Genomic DNA, 22270 nt, shown 5'->3' on the forward strand with positions numbered 1-22270 from the left:
CCCGCACCTCGGCGTGATCCCGCCCGCCGCCTGGCGGGCGGGATCACGCGCGGAAGCCGTGCACCCGTCTGGGCGCACGGCTTCCGTGGGGCGCGTACGGTCAGTTCTGGATGACCATGGTGCTCGCGGCCTTGTCGTGCCAGCCCTGCTGGCGGCCGGACTTGTCCCAGAACGGGGACAGGTAGACGACCAACTGGCCGATTCCGCAGGCGAAGCTGCCCACGATGGGGATGATCCAGCGCAGGAAGGACTTGCCCAGGCCCGGCTTCTGGCCGTCCTCGACCTTGACCACGCGGATGCCGACGGCCAGCTTGCCGAGGGTCGCGCCCCACAGGCCGGTCATCAGCCACTCGTAGACCAGGCCGATCAGCGCCATGACACCGATGGCCGCGGCCAGGCCGCTGGCGATGCCCGAACCGGCGTTGTCCATGCAGGTGTCGTAGCCGATCGACGACGGGTCGCACTTCTCGGCCTCGCCGACGATGCCGGCGACGCCGATCGCGATCAGGATGCCGTAGATCACGAGGAAGATGACGCCGTCGATCAGACGGGCACCGCAGCGGCGGCCCATCGAGGCCACGCGCGGGGCCGGGCCACCGGGGAAGCCCGGTGCCTGCGGGTAGCCGTACCCGCCGTCCTGAGGCGGGAGGCCGGGGGCCTGCGGGTAGCCGTAACCGGGCTGGCCCTGCTGCGGGTAGCCGTAGGGCTGCTGGGGGTCCTGGGGCGGACCGTAGCCGGGGTTGGGCGAGCCGTAACTCATGACGGATTTCCTCTGTTAACACTTCGGGGACGGCGCGGAAGGCACGGAGGAACGTCAGGAACTGAGCGGTTTGCCCCCCACCAGACCGCGGTACTGCGCCGATCATCGTCCTGGCAAGAGTCGACATTTGTCCAGCCGGGAAGCTCAGGCGTTGTGCAAGTGCAACATCAACGGGCGAGCCGTGGCACCCGGATTGGAACCCGGAGCGGGTCATCCGCGAGGATGGGGACATGACCGCCCAGATTCTCGATGGCAAGGCCACCGCAGCCGAGATCAAGTCCGATCTGACCGCCCGCGTGGCGGCGCTGAAGGAGAAGGGCGTCACGCCCGGCCTCGGCACGATCCTGGTCGGGGACGACCCCGGCAGCCAGAAGTACGTCGCCGGCAAGCACCGCGACTGCGCCCAGGTGGGCATCGCCTCCATCCAGCGCGAACTGCCCGCAACGGCCACCCAGGAGGAGATCGAGGCGGTCGTCCGCGAGTTGAACGACGACCCGGCCTGCACCGGCTACATCGTCCAGCTGCCGCTGCCCCGGGGCATCGACGAGAACCGCGTCCTGGAACTGATGGACCCGGCCAAGGACGCCGACGGCCTGCACCCGATGAACCTCGGCCGGCTGGTCCTGAACGAGCCCGCCCCGCTGCCCTGCACCCCCAACGGCATCCTCACCCTGCTGCGCCGCCACGGCGTGGAGATCAAGGGCGCCGAGGTCGTGGTCGTCGGCCGCGGTGTCACCATCGGCCGCCCGATGCCGCTGCTGCTCACCCGGCGCAGCGAGAACGCCACCGTCACCCAGTGCCACACCGGCACCCGTGATCTGTCCGCCCACCTCAGGCGCGCCGACATCGTCATCGCGGCGGCCGGCTCCCCGCACCTGATCCGCGCCGAGGACGTCAAGCCCGGCGCGGCCGTCCTGGACGTCGGCGTCTCCCGCAACGCCGAGGGCAAGATCGTCGGTGACGTCCACCCGGACGTCACCGAGGTGGCCGGCTGGATCTCCCCGAACCCCGGCGGCGTCGGCCCGATGACCCGGGCCCAGCTGCTGGTCAACGTGGTCGAGGCGGCGGAGCGCAGTGCCGGCTGAGGACGCCCGCGGGCACGCGGCCCCGACCCTGCGGGAGAGGATCACCGCGGCGGCCGGGCCGGGCCGCGCGCGCCGCTCCCCGCGTGGGGGCGCGGGGCGGATACCCCCCAGGAGATGGCGTACGAAGGACACCGCCCGGCCCGAGGGCGGCGGCCGGGCCGCGCCCGGCGACGCCCCGGCGCCCGCCCGGCAGTGGCCGCTGCTCACCGTCGTCGGCCTGGTCGCGCTCGGCCTGCTGATCACCGCGCTGGACGCGTTCCGCGCGGGCACGCTGATCATCGGCCTCGCGCTGCTGGGCGGCGCGGTGCTGCGCTGGCTGCTGCCCGACGTCGGCATGCTCGCCGTACGCTCCCGCTTCACGGACATCGCCACGTACGGTTTCCTGGGCCTGGCCATCGTGCTGCTGGCGCTGATGATCCAGCCCGACCCGCTGCTGAAGCTGCCCTTCCTGAAGGACATCCTGCACTTCACGCTCACCAAGTAGCGCACGCCGTACGCCAGGTGGCCCGCTCCTCCCTCCCCGGGGGCGCGGGCCACCCGCCGTACCTCCCCGCTCCCGGCCGCCCGTGTGCGTACGGCCCCGGGAACTGGGATCCTTGGTCAGCGCATCCCTGTGGGTGGCCGGGGTGTGTGAGATCGACAGCACGACCGGGGGAAGAGGGGGAAACCCATGCCTCGATGGAAAGCCTTGCCGGACGATCTGGACCCGCAGATCAAGGAGTTCACCGTCGGACTGCGGCAACTCGTGGACCGCAGCGGTCTGGACGTCGCGGCACTGGCCGACCGGACGGGCTACGGTACGACGTCCTGGGAGCGGTACCTGGGCGGCCGGCTGCTGGCGCCCAAGGGCGCGGTCATCGCCCTCGCCGAGGTCACCGGCGCCCCTCCGGGCCCGCTGACCACCCTGTGGGAACTGGCCGAACGTGCCTGGAGCCGGGCGGAGCTGCGGGACGGCAGCACGTTGCAGGCGCTGCGGATCGCGGAGGGGGAGAGCGACCCGAAGAGCGCCGGCAAGGGAACCGGACCGGGTCTCGGCAAGGGCGTGGGCCGGGCTGTCGGGAAGGGTGCCGAAGTCAGCGCCGGACAGGGCGTCGGCAAGGGACTCGGCAAGAGCGTCGGCAAGGGGGCCGGCAAGGGCTCCGGGACGGGCGGCGCCGGTACCGCCGTGGCACCGCGGAGCGCCCGCCCCGGCTGGGTCTCGGCGGCCATCCCCGCCCAGCCGTCGGCCCGGGACGCCGACACCGACGCCCGTGACGGCGAAGCGGACGGCCCGGAGAGCGAGGGCGGCGCGGGTACGGCCGGCCGGAACGACACCGGCCCGGCACCCGACGGCGGCCCGGCACGCGGCGGCGGCTCCGGCCGGGCGAGCGGGAGCGGCGGGGGCACGGCCACCGACAGCGGCTCCGGCGCGCGGGCGACGGCCGCCGGAGGGGCGGTCACCGAAGGCCGTTCCGGTGGGCGTACGGCCGGTGGTGGCACGGTCGGTGACGGTCGTTCCGGTGCGCGTACGGCGGATGGTGGCCGTAAGGTCTCCGGTGGCTCCGGTGGGGCGGGCGTGCCCGTCAAGAACTCCTGGGGCGTGGCCGGTTACCGGGGGCCCTCCCCGGCGAGCGCCCGTCCGGGTGCCCGGCCCGCGGGCCGGGCGAACGGAGCCGCGGCCGCCACCCCGGCCGCTCCCCTCGGCGGTCCGGCCGGAGTCGACGCCACCCGGCCCCTCGGCGCCCCGCCCGCCGGCACCGCGCCCGGCCCCGCCCGTGCCCCCGAGGGGCGCCCCGCGCCGGGGGAGCGCTCGTCCGCGCGCCGGCAGCAGGTGGTGATGTTCTTCGCCGGACTGGTCGGCGTACTCGCCCTCATCGGCGGCGTCTTCTACTTCACCCACCGCGACGGCGACGGCCCGGCCGGTGCGGCCAAGTCGCCCTCCCCGTCGGCCTCCGCCCCGGTCGGTCCGCCCCCCGGCGTCAAGTGCGCCGGCTCCGCCTGCACCGGCAAGGACGCCGAGGCCATGGGATGCGGCGGCGAGCAGGTGACCACCGCCAAGACCGCCACCGTCGGCACCACCACCCTGGAGGTCCGCTACAGCAAGGTCTGCGGCACGGCCTGGGGCCGGATCACCAGCGGCGCGCCCGGCGACACCGTGCGGGTCACCGCGGGCGGGGAACGGCAGACGGGCGACATCACTGCCGTAGGGGACACCATCGGGTACACCCCGATGGTCGCCGTACGGAACGCGGCCCAGGCCAGGGCCTGTGCCACGCTCGCCTCGGGCCAGAAGGGCTGCACGGAGTGAGAAATTCCGGTCCGCGTGCATAGCCTGCCGGATCCTGGGCACGCGAACCGTACCCCCACGGGAGACCGGAACTCCGGCCCCCACAGGCGGCCGTCGTCGTCCCTCCTCTCCCGGACGGCGGACGGCCGCCTTTCGTATGCGCCCCCACCACGGCCGTCCAGGCGATACGTCCCCCTGGTCCCCTTGTGGGGTGAGCCACACGGCCCCGGGGGTCTCACATGCCGGATGCGCGATAGCCTGACCGCTGATCTCTCTTGATACCAAGAGATCGATCATCCGCCCGGGGCAGGGACGCCCCACCGCCAGCTGTCATACGGAGAACGCCATGACCCGCACTCCCGTGAACGTCACCGTCACCGGCGCGGCCGGCCAGATCGGTTACGCCCTGCTCTTCCGCATCGCCTCCGGCCAGCTGCTCGGCGCGGACGTTCCGGTCCGGCTGCGCCTCCTGGAGATCACGCCGGCGCTCAAGGCCGCCGAGGGCACCGCGATGGAGCTGGACGACTGCGCCTTCCCGCTGCTGCAGGGCATCGACATCACCGACGACCCGAACGTGGCCTTCGACGGCGCCAACGTGGCCCTGCTGGTGGGCGCCCGCCCGCGCACCAAGGGCATGGAGCGCGGTGACCTGCTGGAGGCCAACGGCGGCATCTTCAAGCCGCAGGGCAAGGCCATCAACGACCACGCCGCGGACGACATCAAGGTGCTCGTCGTCGGCAACCCGGCCAACACCAACGCGCTCATCGCGCAGGCTGCCGCGCCGGACGTCCCGGCCGAGCGCTTCACCGCGATGACCCGCCTGGACCACAACCGCGCGCTGACCCAGCTCGCGAAGAAGACGGGCAGCTCGGTCGCCGACATCAAGCGCCTGACCATCTGGGGCAACCACTCCGCCACCCAGTACCCGGACATCTTCCACGCCACCGTCGCCGGCAAGAACGCCGCCGAGGTCGTGAACGACGAGAAGTGGCTGGCCGAGGACTTCATCCCGACCGTCGCCAAGCGCGGTGCCGCGATCATCGAGGCCCGTGGCGCCTCGTCGGCCGCCTCCGCCGCCAACGCCGCCATCGACCACGTCCACACCTGGGTCAACGGCACCGCCGAGGGTGACTGGACCTCCATGGGCATCCCGTCGGACGGCTCCTACGGCGTCCCGGAGGGCCTGATCTCCTCCTTCCCGGTCACCTGCAAGGACGGCAAGTACGAGATCGTCCAGGGCCTGGACATCAACGAGTTCTCCCGCGCCCGCATCGACGCCTCCGTCAAGGAGCTGGCGGAGGAGCGCGAGGCGGTCCGCGGCCTCGGCCTCATCTGAGCGTCCGGAGGTGACTGCGGCGGCCGGCGTGGGCTATAGTTGATCACACACCGGCCGCCGGAACTCCCGGAAGCCGACTGTGCGTTGGTGGTCCAAGGAAAGACGCCCCGCTTCCTGCGGGGAGATGCAGGTGCAAGGCCTGCCCGGCGCTCCACACACGAGGTCCCCTCCCGCGACGGCGGAAGGGGACCTCGTCGTTTGCGGCGTTGACGTTCGCGGCGTTGACGTTTCCGGCGCTACGGCCGCCGCAGCAGCGCGACGCCGGCCCGGTCGGTGTCCTCCGCCCGTCCGTTCAGCCGGTGCACCACGGCCCACCGCCCGTCCGCCATCGCCCCGGCGAACACGGACGCGTCCCGGGTGGCGCCGTTGTGCCAGGTGAGCGGCCCCGCCGACTGCCACCCCACGGCCGGCTCGCCCAGCCGCCGTTCCACCAGCAGCGCCACGACGAGCGCGGCGACCGCGCGCGGTGTCGCCCACAGGCCGCCCGCCGGGAGGATCGCCCCGTCCATCGTCCAGGGCCTGCGCCGCGTCCCCGGCAGCAGACCGGGTGCCGTGAGCCGCCGTGCGGGAGCCGGGCGGACGGTCACCTCGGTGACGCCCGCCGGCCGCAGGACGTACGCCTGCAGCAGTTCCTCGTAGCCGGCCCCGCCCGCGGCGGCCAGGGCGGCGCCGAGGACGGCGTACCCGAGGTTGGAGTACTCCTCGTCCCCCGGCGGGCGCACGGCGACGGTGTCCAGGCCGCGGACCAGCCGCTCCAACTCCGCGTGGCCGAAAGTCGCGTACGGGTCCCGGGGGCCGAGGCCGGGCGGCAGCCGGGGGAGTCCCGAGGTGTGCCGGGCCAGGTGCAGCAGGGTGATCCCGGTGCCGGGCGGTGCCGGCAGCCACCGCTCGACCGGGTCGTCGGGCGCGGCCACGCCCGCCTCCGCCAGCCGGGCGAGCAACGTGCCGGTCAGCGCCTTGGTGAGGGAGCCGATCTGCACATAGCGGTCCACCGCGTGTCCGTTGCCCACCCGCGGCGGGGCCGCGTCGGTCAGCACACAGGTCGGGATACGGCGCACGGCGGTTCCTCTCGCTCGGGGCCCGCATTGTGCGCCGCCCCCCGAAACCAACCGAACGTTTCACGCCACCCGATCCTGTGTCGTGGGGGTTGTCGGAGTCGGCCGGGGTGGGTGGACGGAGGGGCGGTGGCCGAGGGGGACCAGGGGGGCCGCCAGGACCGTCAGGCCCACCAGCCCGATGGCCAGCGTCCAGGACGTCATCGCCTGGGCGCGGCGCTCGGGCCCGGCCGGGTGCACCAGGATCGACATCGTCGCCGGGGTGATCAGCGCGGCCCCGGCCCCGGACAGGCCCCGGCCCGCGATCAGCAGCGCCGGGCCGGGGGCCAGCGCACTGGCCGCGGCGCCCGCGGCGAACAGGGCTGCCGCTGCCCTCGCCGCCGGCGGCGGCCAGGGCCCGGTTGCGGCGGAAGGCCGAGGTGACGTCCGAGCGGTTCGCGGGGGCGGCGGGGCACCTCGTCGTCTCCCGGCGCGGCAGACAACGCGGGCCCGTCGACGACGCTCTCGCCGGGCTCGGTCTGGAGTGCCGGGTGGTGGGCGGCGTCGGCAGCTGTCCGGCCTCCCTGTTCGTGCTGCGCGACACCGACCTCATCGGGTTGATCACCGAGGGGGGCCGCCCGCCGGCCGACGCCCTCGGGCTGGTCCCCTTCGAGATCCCGCTGCCGCTGCCCACGATGGCGGTGGGGTTCGCCTGGCACCCGCGCCACGACGCCGATCCGGCCCACGCCTGGCTGCGCGACCGCGCACGGGAGCTGCTCACACCGGGACGGGCGACCGGCTAGTCAGGGCTCGCCTTCCGTTTTCGTCCGTTATCACCCCCGTTTTTCGTGACGCCGAGCACGTTCGGCCATCGATTCCGCATGCGGAGCCGGAGCCCTGGGCAGGCGGCGACGGTCCCCGAGCGTGACATGCGTGTGACACAGGGGCACGGAACAGGAACGGAAGGCAACACCGATCATGGCGGACAGAACGGAACGACAGCCCCAGGCGACCATCCACGCGGACGGCGCGTGGCTGGCAGCGGTCTCCGGCGCGACCCGGGAGATCCTCGACCCCGCGGACGCCCGGCCGTTCGCCGTGGTCGCCGAGGGGGACGAGAGGGACGCCGACCGCGCGGTGGCCGCCGCCCGGCACGCCTTCGACCGCGGCCCCTGGCCCCGCACCCCGGTCGCCGAACGCGCCGCGCTGCTGCGCCGCGTCGCCGCTCTCCTCGTGCGCGACCGCGAGGAACTCGGCCTGCTGGAGAGCCGGGACGCGGGCAAGACCGTCGAGGAGGGCCGGGTCGACATCGACTGTGTCGCCGACGCCTTCCGGTACTTCGCCGATCTGGTCGCCGCCGAGGCCCCCGGCCGGGTGGTCGACGCGGGCTCGCCCGACATCCACAGCGTGGTCGTCCACGAACCGGTCGGCGTCTGCGCGCTGATCACCCCCTGGAACTATCCGCTGCTCCAGGCCAGTTGGAAGATCGCCCCGGCGCTCGCGGCCGGCAACACCTTCGTGATCAAGCCCAGTGAGATCACCCCGATGACCACCATCGCGCTGATCGGGCTGCTCACCGAGGCCGGCCTGCCCGCCGGCGTGGCCAACCTCGTCACCGGCCCCGGCCACACCGTCGGCGCCCGGCTCGCCGAGCACCCCGGCGTCGACCTGGTCTCCTTCACCGGCGGTCTGGCCAGCGGGACCAAGGTCGCCCAGGCCGCCGCGCCCACCGTCAAGAAGGTCGCCCTCGAACTCGGCGGCAAGAACCCCAACGTGGTCTTCGCCGACGCCTGCGCCACCGAGGAGGGTTTCGACACCGCCGTGGACCAGGCCCTCAACGCGGCCTTCATCCACAGCGGCCAGGTCTGCTCGGCCGGCGCCCGGCTCATCGTCGAGGAGTCCGTCCGCGAGCGCTTCGTCGCCGAACTCGCCCGCCGCGCCCAGAAGATCAGGCTCGGCCGCGGCACGGCGGACGGCGTCGAGTGCGGCCCGCTCGTCTCCGAGCAGCAGCGCGCCAAGGTCGAGGCGTACGTCGCCTCCGCCCTCGAAGAGGGTGCCGTCCTGCGCTGCGGCGGCAAGCGGCCAGACCCCTCACCCGAGCGCCCCGCGACCGGCTGGTTCTACGAGCCCACCGTCCTCGACGCCTGCCACCGCGAGATGCGCGTCGTCCGCGAGGAGGTCTTCGGCCCGGTCCTCACCGTCGAGACCTTCCGCACCGAGGAGGAGGCCGTCCGCCTCGCCAACGACACCGAGTACGGCCTGGCCGGCGCGGTCTGGAGCGCGGACACCGCCAAGGCCCGCAGGGTGGCGTCCCGGCTGCGGCACGGCACCGTCTGGATCAACGACTTCCACCCCTATCTGCCGCAGGCGGAGTGGGGCGGCTTCGGCAGGAGCGGCACCGGCCGCGAACTGGGTCCCGCCGGGCTCGCCGAGTACCGCGAGACCAAGCACGTCTACGAGAACCTCGCGCCGAAGCCGGTGCGCTGGTTCGCCGGCTGACCCCTCCCGGCTCGCCGGCCGGCCTCCCGCGGCCCGCCGGCCGGCCCCTCGGTTCACGGGCCGCCCCCTCGGTTCGCGGGCCGCCCCCCTCGGCCCACCGGCCGGCGGTCCTCCCTCAGCTCCCCCCGTCCCGAGTCCCTGGAGTAGTACCCCCCATGTCCGACAGCACCCCCCACGTCTACGACTACGTCGTCATCGGCGGCGGCACGGCCGGCTCCGTCATCGCCTCCCGCCTCACCGAGAACCCGGATGTCACCGTCGCCGTCATCGAGGGCGGCCCGAGCGACGTCGGCCGCGACGACGTCCTCACCCTGCGCCGCTGGATGGGCCTGCTCGGCGGCGAACTCGACTACGACTACCCGACGGTGGAGCAGCCCCGCGGCAACTCCCACATCCGGCACAGCCGCGCCCGCGTCCTCGGCGGCTGCTCCTCGCACAACACCCTCATCTCGTTCAAGCCCCTGCCCTCCGACTGGGACGAGTGGGAGGCGGCCGGCGCCAAGGGCTGGGGCGCCGTCCCCATGGAGGCCTATTTCGCCCGCCTGAAGAACAACATCGTCTCCGTCGACGAGAAGGACCGGAACGCCATCGCCCGCGACTTCGTCGACGCCGCCCGGTCCGCGCTCGGGGTACCCCGCGTCGAGGGCTTCAACCGCGCGCCGTTCACCGAGGGCGTCGGCTTCTTCGACCTCGCCTACCACCCGGAGAACAACAAGCGCTCCTCCGCCTCCGTCGCCTACCTCCACCCGGTGATGGACGAGCGTCCCAACCTGACGATCCTGCTGGAGACCTGGGCGTACAAGCTGGAGCTGGACGGCACTCGCGCCGAGGGCGTGCACGTGCGCACCAAGGACGGTGAAGAGCTGCTCGTCCGGGCCCGCGAGGAAGTCGTACTGTGCGCGGGCGCCGTCGACTCCCCGCGCCTGCTGCTCCACTCCGGCATCGGTCCCCGGGCCGACCTCGAAGCGCTCGGCATCCCCGTCGTACACGACCTGCCGGGCGTCGGCGAGAACCTGCTCGACCATCCCGAGTCGGTCATCGTCTGGGAGACCCACGGCCCGATCCCGGAGAACTCGGCGATGGACTCCGACGCGGGCCTGTTCGTGCGCCGCGACCCGGAGCACGCCGGACCGGACCTGATGTTCCACTTCTACCAGATCCCGTTCACCGACAACCCGGAGCGCCTCGGCTACCAGCGGCCGGAGTTCGGCGTCTCGATGACCCCGAACATCCCCAAGCCGAAGAGCCGCGGCCGTCTGTACCTGACCAGCGCGGACCCCGCCGTCAAGCCGGCCCTCGACTTCCGCTACTTCACCGACGAGGACGACTACGACGCCCGGACCCTGGTCGACGGCATCCGCATCGCCCGCGAGATCGCCAAGACCGAGCCGCTGGCCGGCTGGCTCAAGCGCGAGGTGTGCCCCGGCCCGGAGATCACCGGCGACGCCGAGCTGAGCGAGTACGCCCGCAAGGCGGCCCACACCGTCTACCACCCGGCCGGCACTTGCAAGATGGGCGCCGCCGACGACGAACTCGCCGTAGTGGACCCCGAGTTGCGCATTCGTGGCCTCGACGGCATCCGTATCGCCGACGCGTCCGTCTTCCCGACCATGACCGCCGTCAACCCGATGATCGGGGTGCTCATGGTCGGGGAGAAGGCCGTCGACCTGATCGGAGGTGACCTGCGATGACCCTCACCGTCCCCACCCGCAAGCCGCCCACCACGGCCGAGCCCGTCTTCTCGGTGTCCGGCCTGTGGAAGGTCTTCGGCCCCAAGCCCGAGCGCGTCCCCGCCGACCCCGAGCTCAGCGCGCTCACCCCCGCCGAGCTGCGCTCCCGCACCGGCTGCACGGCCGCCGTCCGGGACGTCTCCTTCGACGTCCGCAAGGGCGAGGTCTTCGTCGTCATGGGGCTGTCCGGCTCCGGCAAGTCCACCCTGGTCCGCTGCCTGACCCGGCTGATCGAGCCGACGGCGGGCACCATCGCCATCGACGGCGAGGACGTCCGCGCGATGGACCGGGCCCGGCTGCGCGAACTGCGCCGGCACCGGGCCGCGATGGTCTTCCAGCACTTCGGTCTGCTCCCGCACCGCACGGTCCTCGACAACGTCGCCTACGGCCTGGAGATCCAGGGCGTCGGCCGGTCCGAACGCCGGGAACGCGCCGCCGAGTTCGTCGCCAAGGTCGGCCTGGCCGGCATGGAGAAGCGCCGCCCCGGCCAGCTCTCCGGCGGCCAGCGCCAGCGGGTGGGGCTGGCCCGGGCCCTGGCCGTGGACCCCGAGGTGCTCCTGTTCGACGAGCCCTTCAGCGCCCTGGACCCCCTCATCCGCCGGGACATGCAGGACGAGGTGACCCGGCTGCACCGGGAGGAGGGCCGCACGATGGTCTTCATCACCCACGATCTGAGCGAGGCCCTGAAGCTCGGCGACCGCATCGCGCTGATGCGCGACGGCCGCGTGGTGCAGCTCGGCACGCCCGAGGAGATCGTCGGCGCCCCGGCCGACGACTACGTCCGCGAGTTCGTCCGGGACGTGCCCCGCGAACAGGTGCTGACCTGCCGCACCGCCATGCGCCCGGCGTCCGCCGAGGACGCCGCGCACGGCCCGGCCCTGCGCCCCGAGGCCACCGTCGCCGAGGCCATCGAGGCGGTCGCCCGTGCGGGCACCCCGGCCCGGGTGATGGACGCGGGCCGCTGCGTGGGCGTGGTCGACCACGACCGGCTGCTGGGCGTCGTAGCAGGCGTCACCCCCGAAGCACCGACCACGACCACGACCACACAGCCCCCCGCACCACTGCCCGACGAAGCCCCCACAGCCACGAGCACGTCCGGCGCCGCAGCCGGGCGCGACGCGGCCGCCGCGGGCGCGACCGGTGCCGTATCCGGGGGTGCCGCCGTCACGGGTACGCCCGGTGCCGCAGCCGGAGGCGACCCTGCCGCCGCGGGCGCGACCGCCGTAGTCGAGGGTGACGCCTTCGCCCCGGGCGGTGAGCGCCGGCCGGCGTCCCAGGCCCCGGCGCGCGGTACCCGGGGGGCCGTCTGATGGCAACGCTCACCTTCCCGACCTCCCGGACCAAGGCCCCCCGCCTGCTCAAGAGCCGGGCCGCCGCCAAACTCCTCTTCCTCGCCCTCCTCACCGCCGTCCTCCTCCCCCTCCTGAACCGCTGGGGCAACGGCACCTGGCCCCACGCGCTCACGGTCAGCCTCGACAAGCCCCTCGCCTCCGCCAGCGACTGGGTCATCGACAACCGGGACAGCCACCCCCTGTTCCTGTACTTCCTCGGCCACCTCAGCAACGCGGTCGTCATCGCCGTACGCGCCGTCTACCTCACCCTCCTCGCGGCGGGCTGGGCCGGTGTCACGGCCTTCGGCGCCCTGCTCGCCTGGCGCCTGGCCGGTCTCCGCCTGGCCGCCGGGACGGCCCTCGCCTTCCTGGTCTGCGGAGCCCTCGGCATGTGGGTGCCGACCATGCAGACCCTCGCCCTGATGGTCGTGGCGGTCCTCGCCTCCGTCGTCGTCGGCGCGCTCCTCGGTCTCGCCGCCGGCCTCTCCGACCGGCTCGACCGCGCCCTGCGCCCGGTGCTGGACACCATGCAGGTGCTCCCGGCCTTCGCCTACCTCCTCCCCGTCGTCCTGGTCTTCGGCATCGGCGTCCCCGCGGCCGTCCTCGCCACCGTCGTCTACGCCGCCCCGCCGATGGCCCGGCTCACCGCGCTCGGCCTGCGCGGGGCCGACCCCGAAGTCCTGGAGGCCGTGGAGTCGCTCGGCGCCACCCGCCGCCAGCGGCTGCTGACCGCCCGGATCCCGCTGGCCCGGCAGGAGCTGCTGCTGGGCCTCAACCAGACGATCATGATGGCGCTGTCCATGGCCGTCATCGCCGCCGTCATCGGCGCCGGCGGCCTCGGCGACCGCGTCTACCAGGCGCTCGCCTCGGTCGACGTCGGCGCGGCCCTGGCCGCCGGCATCCCCCTCGTCCTGCTCGCCATCGTGCTGGACCGGCTCACCGGTGCGGCGGGCGACGCCACCGCCCGCCCGAAGACCGCCTCCCGCCCGGAGTCCGCCGGCCGGCCGAGGATCACCGGCTGGGCCCTCACCCTGGCCGGCACCGTCGCCGCCGCCCTCGCCGCCCGGCTGCTCGGCGCGACCGACTGGCCCGCCGGCTGGACCCTGGACATCGCCGGAGCGGTCAACCGGGCCGTCGACTGGATGACCGACCACCTCTACTCCGGTGTCCCGGTCGTCGGCGGCACCGCCGACTGGGCGGGTCACTTCACCACCTGGGTCCTCGACCCGGTCCGCGCCGGACTCCAGGGGATGCCCTGGTGGTCGGTGCTGCTCGTGGTCGCCGCCCTGGCCTGGCTCATCGGCACCTGGCGCACCGCGCTGACCGCCGTCCTCGCCATGGCCGCGATCGGTGTGCTCGGCGTGTGGGAGCCGTCGCTCGACACCCTCTCCCAGGTGCTGGCCGCCGTCGCCGTCACCCTCGTACTGGGCCTGGCCACCGGTGTCGCCGCGGCCCGCAGCGACCGCGTCGACCGCGCCCTGCGCCCGGTGCTGGACGTCTTCCAGACCATGCCGCAGTTCGTGTACCTGATCCCGGTCGTCGCCCTGTTCGGCGTCGGCCGCGCCCCCGCCGTCGCCGCGGCCGTCGTCTACGCCCTGCCGGCCGTCGTCCGGATCACCGCGCAGGGCCTGCGCCAGGTCGACCAGGCCGCGCTGGAGTCCGCGCGCTCGCTCGGCGCGACCGGACGGCAGCAGCTGTGGCAGGTGCAGCTCCCGCTCGCCCGGCGCGCGCTGCTGCTCGCCGTCAACCAGGGCGTGGTCCTGGTCCTCGCCGTCGTCATCATCGGCGGCCTGGTCGGCGGCGGCGCCCTCGGCTACGACGTCGCCTTCGGCCTCGCCCAGGGCGACCTCGCCACCGGCCTGGTGGCCGGCGCCGCCATCGTCTGCCTGGGCCTGATGCTCGACCGGGTGACCCAGCCGACCCGGCGCCGCGCGGGGAAGGGAGCCTGACATGCGCCGTACCGCGATCACGGCCGCCGTGGCCGCCTTGGCCCTGACCACCGGCTGCGGCGCCGCCGACATGACCAAGCAGGCCAGCCCGTTCGCCAACGCCCGGGGCGCGAAGACGGTCACGCTGTCCGTGCAGTCCTGGGTGGGCGCACAGGCCGACGCGGCCGTCGTCCAGTACATCCTGGAGCACAAGCTCGGCTACCGCGTCGACACCGTCCAGGTGGACGAGGTGCCGGCCTGGGACGCGCTCAGCCAGGGCCGGGTCGACGCGCTCCTGGAGGACTGGGGTCACCCGGAGCAGGAGAAGCGCTACGTCGAGGAGAAGGGGACGGTCGTGTCCGGCGGCGGCCTCGGGGTGACCGGCCACATCGGCTGGTTCGTGCCGACCTACCTCGCGAAGCGGCACCCGGACATCACCGACTGGCGGAACCTGGACAAGTACGCCTCGCTGTTCCGCACCGCCGAGAGCGGCGGCAAGGGCCAGCTGATGGACGGTTCCCCGTCCTACGTCACCCACGACAAGGCCCTGGTGAAGAACCTGAAACTGGACTACCAGGTCGTCTTCGCCGGCTCCGAGGCCGCGCAGATCACCCAGATCAAGCGGTTCGCCAAGGAGAAGAAGCCCTTCCTGACGTACTGGTACGCACCCCAGTGGTTGTTCGAGAAGGTGCCGATGACAGAGGTGAGGCTGCCGCCGTACAAGGAGGGCTGCGACGCGGACCCGGCGAAGGTGGCCTGCGGCTACCCGCACACCCCGCTGAAGAAGTACCTCAACGCGGGCTTCGCGAAGTCCGGCGGCAAGGCGGCGGCCTTCCTGAGGAAGTTCCGGTGGACCACCGAGGACCAGAACGAGGTGGCCCTGATGATCGCCGAACAGAAGCTGTCCCCGGCCGAGGCGGCGAAGAAGTGGGTGGACGGCCACCCGTCCGTCTGGAAGAAGTGGCTGACCTGACCCGCCGCCCCCGGCCGACGCCGCCGCCCCCGGCCGACGCCGCCGCCCCCGGCCGACGCCGCCGCCCCCGGCCGACGCCGGCGGATCCGGTAGTCCCGGTGGGCCCTACGGCAGCAGCCCGGCCGCGATCTCCCGCAGCACGGCCGTCGCCCGCCGCTGGAGGCCCGGTCCGAACGTGACCCGGGTGGCCCCGAGTTCGCCGAGCGCGGCGGGCGAGGGGCCGTCCCCGGCCGGCCGGCCCATCAGGTTCAGCGGGCCCTCGATCCCCGACCGCAGCAGCGGCACCACGTCCGCCGGGGCGAGGATCGGGTACACGCAGTCGGCGCCCGCCGCGCGGTACAGCGCGGCCCGCTCGATGGCCCGTTCCGGATCGCCGTCGCCGTGGACGAAGACGTCGACGCGGGCGTTGACGAACAGCCGGCCGGCGGCGGCCTCCCGCACCCCGGCGAGGAACTCGGCGTGCGCGTGCGGGTCCTTGAGGACACCCCCGTCGGAGTCCTCAAGGTTGCAGCCCACGACACCGGCTTCCAGCAGCCGTTCGACCAGCTCCGCGGGCGCGAGCCCGTAACCGCCCTCCACGTCCGCCGAGACCGGTACGTCCACCGCCCGCGCGATCCGGGCGACGGCCGCGAACATCTCGTCGGCCGGGGTGGCCCCGTCCTCGTACCCGAGGGAGGCGGCCACCCCCGCGCTCGGCGTGGCCAGCGCCGGGAACCCGGCCTCCGCGAAGACCCGCGCGGCGGCGGCGTCCCACGGTCCGGGCAGCACCAGCGGATCGCCCGGGGCGCGCCCCCGGTGCAGGGCGCGGAACTCCTCCGCCTTGCTCATGGCTGCCGCCCTCCCGGTGGAACCCGGCGGCTGACCATCAGGCGGTTCCAGCCGTTGATGACGGTGATCAGGGCGATGAGGTGGGAGAGTTCCGCCTCGTCGAAGTGTTTGGCGGCGGCCTCGTACACCTCGTCGGGAACGAAGCCCGCCGTGAGCACGGTGACCGCCTCGGTCAGCGCCAGCGCGGCCCGCTCCCGCTCGCTGTACAGGCCCTCGGTCTCCTCCCAGGCGTTCAGGAAGTGGATGCGGTCCTCCGACTCGCCGTGCCGCCGGGCCAGGCCCAGGTGCATGTCGAGGCAGAACGCGCAGTGGTTGATCTGCGAGGCGCGGATCATCACCAGTTCGGCCAGGCCGAGGTCGCCGAGCCCCTTCTTGGCCGCCGCGCTGACGGCGGCCATCGCCTGGAAGACCTTCGGGTCGAGCAGCTGGGTACGGTTCACTTGTGCTGCCCCGGGTGGTAGTGGCCCGGAGGCGTCCGGGTGGACACGCCGAACCGGTTCCAGGCGTTGATGACGGCGATGGCGGCGATCAGCTGGGAGAGTTCGGCCTCGTCGAAGTGCTTGGCGGCCCGCTCGTAGACCTCGTCCGGCACGAACCCGTCCGTCAGGACCGTGATCGCGTCGGTCAGCTCCAGCGCCGCCAGCTCCTTCTCGGTGTAGAAGTGCCGGGACTCCTCCCAGGCGCCGAGCTGGATGATCCGCTCCACGCTCTCGCCGGCCGCGAGGGCGTCCTTGGAGTGCATGTCGAGGCAGCGCGCGCAGTGGTTGACCTGGGAGGCGCGGATCTTGACCAGCTCGCGCAGCCGGGGGTCCAGGCCCTGGTTGGCGACGGCGTCCAGCTGGATCATCGCCTTGTAGACCTCGGGCGCGTGCTGGGCCCAGCGCAGCCGCGCCGGCTCCTCGGGGGCGTAGGTGACGGGTTGTTCGTGAGTGCTCATGTCTTCGACCCTAGAAGCGAGGCAGCCCAGAGGTATGGTCCATTCCCATGGCGGAATCATGGGCCACTTTGGGCGTCGACCTGCATCTCGAACCGGCCCTCGCGGGCGGTGTGCGCCGGGGCCTGACCGACGCCCTGCGGGACGCGGTGCGCACCGGCCGGCTCGCCCCCGGCACCCGGCTGCCGTCCTCCCGGACCCTCGCCGCCGACCTCGGCATCGCCCGCAACACCGTCGCCGAGGCCTACGCCGACCTGGTAGCGGAGGGCTGGCTCACCGCCCGGCAGGGCTCCGGCACCCGGGTGGCGGACCGGGTGGTGGCCCCGCCGCCCGCCCCGTCCGGGCCGGGCCGCCGGGAGCCCGGCCGCCCCGCCCACAGCCTGGTCCCCGGCACTCCCGACCTCGCCGCCTTCCCGCGCGCCGAGTGGCTGAAAGCCGCCCGCCGGGCGCTGGCCACGGCCCCCTTCGACGCGCTCGGCTACGGCGACCCGCGCGGCCGGCGCGAGCTGCGCACCGCCCTCGCCGGCTACCTCGCCCGGGTCCGGGGCGTGCGCGCCACCCCGGACACCGTCGTGATCACCGCCGGCACCTCGCACGCGCTGCGCGTCCTCGGCGCGATGCTGCGGGCGCGCGGGGCGGACACGGTCGCGGTGGAGTCCTACGGCCTCGACGTCCACTGGCGGCTGCTGCGCGCGGCGGGCCTGGCCACCCCCGCGCTGCCCTACGACGCGCTCGGCACCGACCCGCGCGCGGCGGACGGTGCCGCGGCGGTCCTGCTCACCCCGGCCCACCAGTTCCCGACGGGCACCCCGCTGCACCCCGACCGGCGGGCCGCCGTCGTGGACTGGGCGCGGCGCACCGGCGCCCTGGTGCTGGAGGACGACTACGACGGCGAGTTCCGCTACGACCGCCAGTCGGTCGGCGCCCTCCAGGGCCTGGACCCCGACCGGGTGGTCTATCTGGGCACCGCCAGCAAGTCCCTCGCGCCCGGGCTGCGGCTGGGCTGGATGGTGCTGCCGCCGGCCCTGGCGGAGGAGGCGGTGGCGGCCAAGGGCCACGTCGACACCTGCGGGGCGCTGGACCAGCTGACGCTGGCCGAGTTCCTCACGTCCGGTGCCTACGACCGGCACGTCCGCTCCGCCCGCCTGCGCTACCGGCGCCGCCGGGACGCCCTCGCCGCGGCCGTGGCCCACCGGGCGCCGGCGGTGCGGGTCACGGGCATCGCGGCCGGGCTGCACGCGGTGCTGCGGCTCCCGCCGGGCCTGGAACAGCCGGTGGTCCAGGCGGCCGGCCTCCAGGGCCTGGCCCTGCACGGCCTGTCCTACTACCGCCACCCCGACGCGCCGGCCGACCCCTCGGACGCCCTGGTGGTCGGCTACGGCACCCCTCCACAGAGCGCGTGGGCGGGCGCGCTGGAGGCACTGTGCCGGGTGCTGCCGTAGCGGCGCGGGCGCGCCCGCGGGCCACCCCGGTTGGGTGTACGCGCGCCCCGTCTCTAGGCTGGCCGCCGAACACTCGTCCGACGGGGGAGACACATCATGGCGCACACCGCACGGCAACTGCGCTCCGGAACGGTCGTCCTGGGCGGCATGGGCCTGTTGGCCGCCGCCCTCACCGCCTGCTCGTCCGACCCGGACAAGCGCTGTGTGGACCGCGACAGTTACGACGTCTCCAAGGGCTACAAGGTCGTCTCCGACAAGGACTGCAAGACGTCGGGCGGGAGCGGCGGCTCCTCCTCGGGCAGGAAGAAGCCCGTCAGGAAGGGCGCCGAGCGACCGGTCAACGCCGCCTGGTACTACGAGGGCAAGGAGAAGAACGGCTGGGTCGACGGCGGTTCCTTCTACAAGTCCGGCGGGTCGGGCGGAGGTTCGGGAAGCGGCGGCTCGGGTGGTTCGTCGTACGACAACGGCGGGGTGAGCCGCGGCGGCTTCGGCGGCGGCCACGGCTCCTCCGGCGGCTGACCGGAGGACGCGCATGGAACGCCGTACCACGACCCCCCGCCCCGGCTGGCAGCAGACCGTCGAGGCCCAGGGCCTCGTCTATCCCCTCACCCGGTACCCCGACGACTCGCTGCGGCCGTACTGGGACGAGAGCGCCTACTACGTCTTCTCCCTCAAGGAGGTCGAGGCGCTGGAGGAGACCGTCGCGGAACTGCACCGCATGTGCCTCGCGGCGGCGGCGCACATCGTGGCCGAGGACCGGCTGGCCGACCTTGGCATCACCGACGGGCGGGTGGCCGCCGCGGTCACCGATTCCTGGCACCGCCGCGCCGAACTGCCGTCCGTCTACGGCCGGTTCGACCTGCGCTACGACGGCACCGGCCCGGCGAAGCTGCTGGAGTACAACGCGGACACGCCCACCTCGCTGGTGGAGGCGGCCTCCCCGCAGTGGTTCTGGATGGAGGAGCGTTTTCCCGGCGCCGACCAGTGGAACTCCCTGCACGAACGCCTGGTGGAAGCCTGGCGCGCCCAGGCCGCGCTGCTGCCGCCCGGCGCCCTGCTGCACTTCGCGCACTCCGCCGCCGACGAACTCGGCGAGGACCTGATGACGGTCGCCTATCTGAAGGAGACGGCGGAGCAGGCCGGCCTGGCCACCGACTGGCTCGCCATGGAGGAGATCGGCTGGGACTCCCTCTCCGGCCGCTTCGTCGACAACCGGCTCCGCTTCATCCGGGGCATCTTCAAGCTCTACCCCTGGGAGTGGCTCACCACCGACGCCTTCGGCGGCCACGTCCTGGACACCCTGGACAACGGCGGCGGCACCGGCAGCACCCTGTGGATCGAGCCGGCCTGGAAGATGCTGCTGAGCAACAAGGCCCTGCTGGCGATCCTGTGGGAGCTGTACCCCGGCCATCCCCATCTCCTCCCCGCCTACCTCGACGGCCCCCGCGACCTGGCCACCACCACCGGCTACGTGGCGAAGCCCCTGCTGGGCCGCGAGGGCGAGGGCATCACGGTCCACGAGCCGAACACCCCGCCACCCCTGCGCGAGGACCCCTGCTGCTACCAGCAGCTGTCCCCCCTCCCCGCCTTCGACGGCAACCACGTCGTCCTGGGCACCTGGATCGTCGCCGGCGAACCGGCGGGCCTCGGCATCCGCGAATCCACGGGCCTGATCACCGACGAGTACGCCCGCTTCCTGCCCCACGTGATCCTCTAGGCCGCCGCGCCCCCGAACAGCGCCTCCACCGCCCCCCGCGCGTGTCCCGCCGCCGACGGGTCGCCTGTGATGCCCGCTGTGACCATGGCGCCCTCGGCGAGTAGGTGGACGGGTTCGGTGAGCGGGAGGCCCGTGGCGTTGACCCAGGAGGCGAGCTGGGCGTGGAAGGCGCGTTTGTGGGAGCGGACCTCGGTCAGGACCGCCTCCGAGGTGGCGCCCAGCTCCCCGTGGGCGTTGATCCAGGCGCAGCCGCGGAAGCCGGGCTCGGCGAACCACGCGGCGAGCCAGTCGAAGACCGCCAGGACCCGTTCGCGGGGGTCGGTGACGCGCTCCACGTGGGCGGCCAGGCTCTCCCGCCAGCGCCGGTCGCGGCGCCGGAGCATGGCGACGACCAGGTCCTCCTTGGTCGGGAAGAGCCGGTAGATCCGTTTCAGGGGCAGTCCGGACGTCTCCCGGACCCGGTCCATGCCGACCGTCTGGAAGCCGTGCGCGTAGAAGAGCGTCTCGGCGGTGTCCAGCAGTGTCTCGCGGTCCAGGTGGTCCTGTTCCTCGGTGGCGGGGGCGGGCATCCGGGCTCCTCGGTGTCTCCTTGACGTTGAGAACGGTCGTTCTCTACCTTAGCCGCAGCGATGGAGAACGACCGTTCTCGACCATAGGAGGCCGCCGTGCCCGAAGGACGCCCGCCCTACCCGCCGTTCACCCTGGAAACCGCCCGGCAGAAGGTCCAGGCGGCCGAGGACGCCTGGAACACCCGCGACCCCCACCGGGTGGCCCTCGCCTACACCGAGGACTCCGTCTGGCGCAACCGCGACCGGTTCCTCACCGGCCGGGAGGAGATCGTCGCCTTCCTCACCGCCAAATGGCGCCGGGAACTCGACTACGCGCTGCGCAAGAGCCTGTGGAGCTTCCACGAGGACCGCATCGCCGTCCGCTTCCAGTACGAGTGCCGCGACACCGACGGGCAGTGGTGGCGCTCCTACGGCAACGAACTGTGGGAGTTCGACGCCCACGGCCTGATGCGCCGCCGCGAGGCGAGCATCAACGACGTGGCCATCGAGGAATCCGACCGGCGTATCTTCGGGCCCCGGCCCGCGGACGAGCGCGGCACCGACCTCCCCCTGCGCTGATCAGGCGCCGAGCAGCACCGCCCGCAGCTGTTCCACGCCCCAGTCCAGATCGTCCTCGCCGATCACCAGCGGCGGCGCGATCCGGATCGTCGCCCCGTGGGTCTCCTTGACCAGGACCCCACGGGCCAGCAGCCGCTCGGCGATCTCCCGCCCGGTGCCCACCGCGGGGGAGACGTCCACCCCGGCCCACAGCCCCCGCCCGCGCACCGCCGTCACCCGGCCCGTCCCGGCCAGCTCGCCCAGCAGCCGGTGCAGCCGCTCGCCCAGCCGGGCCGCCCGCTCCTGGTACTCCCCGGTCCGCAGCATCGCGATCACCTCCAGCGCCACCGCGCAGGCCAGCGGATTCCCGCCGAACGTCGACCCGTGCTCACCCGGCCGGAACACCCCGAGCACCGCCGCGCTCGACACCACCGCCGACACCGGCACGATCCCGCCGCCCAGCGCCTTGCCCAGGACGTACACATCCGGCACGACCCCCTCGTTCTCGCACGCGAAGGTCCGCCCGGTCCGGCCCAGCCCGGACTGGACCTCGTCGGCGACGAAGAGCACGTTCCGCTCGCGGGTCAGCTCCCGCACCCCCGCCAGATAACCGGCCGGCGGCACGATCACCCCCGACTCGCCCTGCACCGGTTCCAGCAGCACCGCCACCGTGTTCTCCGTCAGCGCCCCCCGCATCGCCGTCAGGTCGCCGTACGGCACGATCTCGAACCCCGGCGTGTACGGCCCGAAGTCCGCCCGCGCCGCGGGATCCGTGGAGAAGCTGATGACGGTCGTCGTACGGCCGTGGAAGTTGCCGCCCGCCACGACGATCTTCGCCATCTCCGCAGGCACCCCCTTCACCCGGTAGCCCCACTTCCGGGCCGTCTTGACCGCGCTCTCCACCGCCTCCGCGCCCGTGTTCGCCGGCAGCACCATCTCCATCCCGCACAGCTCGGCCAGCTCCGCGCAGAACGCCGCGAACCGGTCGTGGTGGAAGGCGCGGGAGGTCAGCGTCAGCCGCTGAAGCTGCCGCCGGGCCGCCTCGACCAGCCGCGGATGGCCGTGCCCGAAGTTCAGCGCCGAGTAACCGGCCAGCAGGTCCAGATACCGCCGCCCGGCCACATCCGTCAGCCACGCCCCCTCGCCCGTGGCGATCACCACCGGCAGCGGATCGTAGGTGGGCGCGCAGTGCGCGTCGGCGAGGGCGATGAGGTCTTCTTCGGCAGCGGTCACGGACTCTCCCGGATCGGCCCGGATACGACGATGACCTCCTTCTTAACCCCGCTCGCATGGTGGACGCG

The 22270-nt window shown here is 73.5% G+C and carries 20 protein-coding genes and 2 pseudogenes; 14 read left to right on the forward strand and 8 right to left on the reverse strand.

The features are described 5' to 3' along the window. Window positions 1–100: 100 nt before the first annotated feature. A complete protein-coding gene (locus ABD350_RS22185; RefSeq protein WP_344349978.1) occupies window positions 101–760 on the reverse strand; it encodes an RDD family protein in 660 nt (219 codons plus the stop codon). A gap of 230 nt (window positions 761–990) precedes the next feature. Here ABD350_RS22185 and ABD350_RS22190 point away from each other — a divergent pair, with 230 nt between their 5' ends. From ABD350_RS22190 to ABD350_RS22205, 4 genes are all read left to right on the forward strand, one after another. Further along, window positions 991–1845 carry a bifunctional methylenetetrahydrofolate dehydrogenase/methenyltetrahydrofolate cyclohydrolase gene (locus tag ABD350_RS22190; RefSeq protein WP_344349979.1) on the forward strand — a complete coding sequence of 285 codons (855 nt, stop codon included), beginning with the start codon at window positions 991–993 and terminating at the stop codon, window positions 1843–1845. Then, the gene (locus ABD350_RS22195; RefSeq protein WP_344349980.1) at window positions 1835–2329 is read left to right on the forward strand and encodes a DUF3017 domain-containing protein; all 495 of its coding nucleotides are present in this window, start codon (window positions 1835–1837) and stop codon (window positions 2327–2329) included. The genes ABD350_RS22190 and ABD350_RS22195 overlap by 11 nt, the downstream gene beginning before the upstream one ends. Before the next feature lie 186 nt (window positions 2330–2515). Continuing rightward, entirely contained in the window at window positions 2516–4132 is a 1617-nt protein-coding gene (locus tag ABD350_RS22200) for a helix-turn-helix domain-containing protein (RefSeq protein ID WP_344349981.1), read from the forward strand. A 325-nt stretch (window positions 4133–4457) separates the two neighbouring features. Further along, a complete protein-coding gene (locus ABD350_RS22205) occupies window positions 4458–5447 on the forward strand; it encodes a malate dehydrogenase (protein WP_344349982.1) in 990 nt (329 codons plus the stop codon). A gap of 236 nt (window positions 5448–5683) precedes the next feature. Here the strand turns inward: ABD350_RS22205 and ABD350_RS22210 are convergent, their stop codons facing one another. Then, window positions 5684–6505 carry a serine hydrolase domain-containing protein gene (locus tag ABD350_RS22210; protein WP_344349983.1) on the reverse strand — a complete coding sequence of 274 codons (822 nt, stop codon included), beginning with the start codon at window positions 6503–6505 and terminating at the stop codon, window positions 5684–5686. Window positions 6506–6667: 162 nt separating this feature from the next. After that, window positions 6668–6868 (reverse strand): annotated as a pseudogene (locus ABD350_RS22215) (MFS transporter); the annotation flags it as partial. Window positions 6869–6885: 17 nt separating this feature from the next. Between ABD350_RS22215 and ABD350_RS22220 the strand changes: the two are divergent. From ABD350_RS22220 to ABD350_RS22245, 6 genes and pseudogenes are all read left to right on the forward strand, one after another. Continuing rightward, window positions 6886–7284 (forward strand): annotated as a pseudogene (locus ABD350_RS22220) (LysR substrate-binding domain-containing protein); the annotation flags it as partial. Between the two features lie 175 nt (window positions 7285–7459). Then, window positions 7460–8980: an aldehyde dehydrogenase family protein gene (locus tag ABD350_RS22225; protein WP_344349984.1), complete on the forward strand. Its 1521-nt coding sequence runs from the start codon at window positions 7460–7462 to the stop codon at window positions 8978–8980. Window positions 8981–9135: 155 nt separating this feature from the next. After that, the gene (locus tag ABD350_RS22230) at window positions 9136–10671 is read left to right on the forward strand and encodes a GMC family oxidoreductase (RefSeq protein WP_344349985.1); all 1536 of its coding nucleotides are present in this window, start codon (window positions 9136–9138) and stop codon (window positions 10669–10671) included. Further along, window positions 10668–12020 carry a quaternary amine ABC transporter ATP-binding protein gene (locus ABD350_RS22235; protein WP_344349986.1) on the forward strand — a complete coding sequence of 451 codons (1353 nt, stop codon included), beginning with the start codon at window positions 10668–10670 and terminating at the stop codon, window positions 12018–12020. The genes ABD350_RS22230 and ABD350_RS22235 overlap by 4 nt, the downstream gene beginning before the upstream one ends. Then, window positions 12020–13990: an ABC transporter permease gene (locus ABD350_RS22240; protein ID WP_344349988.1), complete on the forward strand. Its 1971-nt coding sequence runs from the start codon at window positions 12020–12022 to the stop codon at window positions 13988–13990. Before ABD350_RS22235 ends, ABD350_RS22240 begins: the two co-directional genes overlap by 1 nt. Window position 13991: 1 nt before the next feature. Beyond that, entirely contained in the window at window positions 13992–14942 is a 951-nt protein-coding gene (locus tag ABD350_RS22245; RefSeq protein ID WP_344349990.1) for an ABC transporter substrate-binding protein, read from the forward strand. Between the two features lie 105 nt (window positions 14943–15047). Here the strand turns inward: ABD350_RS22245 and ABD350_RS22250 are convergent, their stop codons facing one another. From ABD350_RS22250 to ABD350_RS22260, 3 genes are read right to left on the reverse strand one after another with little or no spacing between them, the layout of a single operon-like run. Beyond that, window positions 15048–15770 carry an isocitrate lyase/PEP mutase family protein gene (locus tag ABD350_RS22250; RefSeq protein WP_344349991.1) on the reverse strand — a complete coding sequence of 241 codons (723 nt, stop codon included), beginning with the start codon at window positions 15768–15770 and terminating at the stop codon, window positions 15048–15050. Next, complete coding sequence (locus tag ABD350_RS22255; RefSeq protein WP_344349992.1) at window positions 15767–16210, reverse strand: carboxymuconolactone decarboxylase family protein; 444 nt, start codon at window positions 16208–16210, stop codon at window positions 15767–15769. The genes ABD350_RS22250 and ABD350_RS22255 overlap by 4 nt, the downstream gene beginning before the upstream one ends. Further along, entirely contained in the window at window positions 16207–16707 is a 501-nt protein-coding gene (locus tag ABD350_RS22260) for a carboxymuconolactone decarboxylase family protein (protein ID WP_344349993.1), read from the reverse strand. Before ABD350_RS22260 ends, ABD350_RS22255 begins: the two co-directional genes overlap by 4 nt. Window positions 16708–16754: 47 nt before the next feature. Here ABD350_RS22260 and pdxR point away from each other — a divergent pair, with 47 nt between their 5' ends. The 3 genes from pdxR (at window position 16755) to ABD350_RS22275 (ending at window position 19863) form a co-directional block, all read left to right on the forward strand. Next, window positions 16755–18146: a MocR-like pyridoxine biosynthesis transcription factor PdxR gene (gene pdxR, locus ABD350_RS22265; RefSeq protein ID WP_344349994.1), complete on the forward strand. Its 1392-nt coding sequence runs from the start codon at window positions 16755–16757 to the stop codon at window positions 18144–18146. A gap of 96 nt (window positions 18147–18242) precedes the next feature. Then, complete coding sequence (locus ABD350_RS22270; RefSeq protein WP_344349995.1) at window positions 18243–18665, forward strand: hypothetical protein; 423 nt, start codon at window positions 18243–18245, stop codon at window positions 18663–18665. 13 nt (window positions 18666–18678) lie between these two features. Next, window positions 18679–19863 (forward strand): glutathionylspermidine synthase family protein, encoded by a 1185-nt coding sequence (locus ABD350_RS22275; RefSeq protein WP_344349996.1) that lies wholly within the window; start codon window positions 18679–18681, stop codon window positions 19861–19863. Here the strand turns inward: ABD350_RS22275 and ABD350_RS22280 are convergent. Next, window positions 19860–20432 (reverse strand): TetR/AcrR family transcriptional regulator, encoded by a 573-nt coding sequence (locus ABD350_RS22280; RefSeq protein WP_344349997.1) that lies wholly within the window; start codon window positions 20430–20432, stop codon window positions 19860–19862. The two genes, ABD350_RS22275 and ABD350_RS22280, sit on opposite strands and share 4 nt — an antisense overlap. A gap of 96 nt (window positions 20433–20528) precedes the next feature. On the opposite strand from ABD350_RS22280, the gene ABD350_RS22285 reads away from it, so the two are divergent. Then, on the forward strand, window positions 20529–20990 hold the full coding sequence (locus ABD350_RS22285; RefSeq protein WP_344349998.1) for a nuclear transport factor 2 family protein: 462 nt from the start codon (window positions 20529–20531) through the stop codon (window positions 20988–20990). Here the strand turns inward: ABD350_RS22285 and rocD are convergent, their stop codons facing one another. Continuing rightward, on the reverse strand, window positions 20991–22202 hold the full coding sequence (rocD, locus tag ABD350_RS22290) for an ornithine--oxo-acid transaminase (RefSeq protein WP_344349999.1): 1212 nt from the start codon (window positions 22200–22202) through the stop codon (window positions 20991–20993). It lies immediately after the preceding gene. Window positions 22203–22270: the final 68 nt, after the last annotated feature.

It is taken from the genome of Streptomyces nogalater, assembly GCF_039532885.1.
Taxonomy (GTDB): Bacteria; Actinomycetota; Actinomycetes; order Streptomycetales; family Streptomycetaceae; genus Streptomyces; species Streptomyces nogalater.

Excerpts from the sequence above, each read along its gene's own strand:
- ABD350_RS22185 (WP_344349978.1), bottom strand. The coding sequence starts at position 760 with ATGAGTTACGGCTCGCCCAACCCCGGCTACGGTCCGCCCCAGGACCCC.
- ABD350_RS22190 (WP_344349979.1), top strand. The coding sequence starts at position 991 with ATGACCGCCCAGATTCTCGATGGCAAGGCCACCGCAGCCGAGATCAAG.
- ABD350_RS22200 (WP_344349981.1), top strand. The coding sequence starts at position 2,516 with ATGCCTCGATGGAAAGCCTTGCCGGACGATCTGGACCCGCAGATCAAG.
- ABD350_RS22205 (WP_344349982.1), top strand. The coding sequence starts at position 4,458 with ATGACCCGCACTCCCGTGAACGTCACCGTCACCGGCGCGGCCGGCCAG.
- ABD350_RS22225 (WP_344349984.1), top strand. The coding sequence starts at position 7,460 with ATGGCGGACAGAACGGAACGACAGCCCCAGGCGACCATCCACGCGGAC.
- ABD350_RS22230 (WP_344349985.1), top strand. The coding sequence starts at position 9,136 with ATGTCCGACAGCACCCCCCACGTCTACGACTACGTCGTCATCGGCGGC.
- ABD350_RS22235 (WP_344349986.1), top strand. The coding sequence starts at position 10,668 with ATGACCCTCACCGTCCCCACCCGCAAGCCGCCCACCACGGCCGAGCCC.
- ABD350_RS22240 (WP_344349988.1), top strand. The coding sequence starts at position 12,020 with ATGGCAACGCTCACCTTCCCGACCTCCCGGACCAAGGCCCCCCGCCTG.
- ABD350_RS22245 (WP_344349990.1), top strand. The coding sequence starts at position 13,992 with ATGCGCCGTACCGCGATCACGGCCGCCGTGGCCGCCTTGGCCCTGACC.
- ABD350_RS22250 (WP_344349991.1), bottom strand. The coding sequence starts at position 15,770 with ATGAGCAAGGCGGAGGAGTTCCGCGCCCTGCACCGGGGGCGCGCCCCG.
- ABD350_RS22260 (WP_344349993.1), bottom strand. The coding sequence starts at position 16,707 with ATGAGCACTCACGAACAACCCGTCACCTACGCCCCCGAGGAGCCGGCG.
- pdxR (WP_344349994.1), top strand. The coding sequence starts at position 16,755 with ATGGCGGAATCATGGGCCACTTTGGGCGTCGACCTGCATCTCGAACCG.
- ABD350_RS22270 (WP_344349995.1), top strand. The coding sequence starts at position 18,243 with ATGGCGCACACCGCACGGCAACTGCGCTCCGGAACGGTCGTCCTGGGC.
- ABD350_RS22275 (WP_344349996.1), top strand. The coding sequence starts at position 18,679 with ATGGAACGCCGTACCACGACCCCCCGCCCCGGCTGGCAGCAGACCGTC.
- ABD350_RS22280 (WP_344349997.1), bottom strand. The coding sequence starts at position 20,432 with ATGCCCGCCCCCGCCACCGAGGAACAGGACCACCTGGACCGCGAGACA.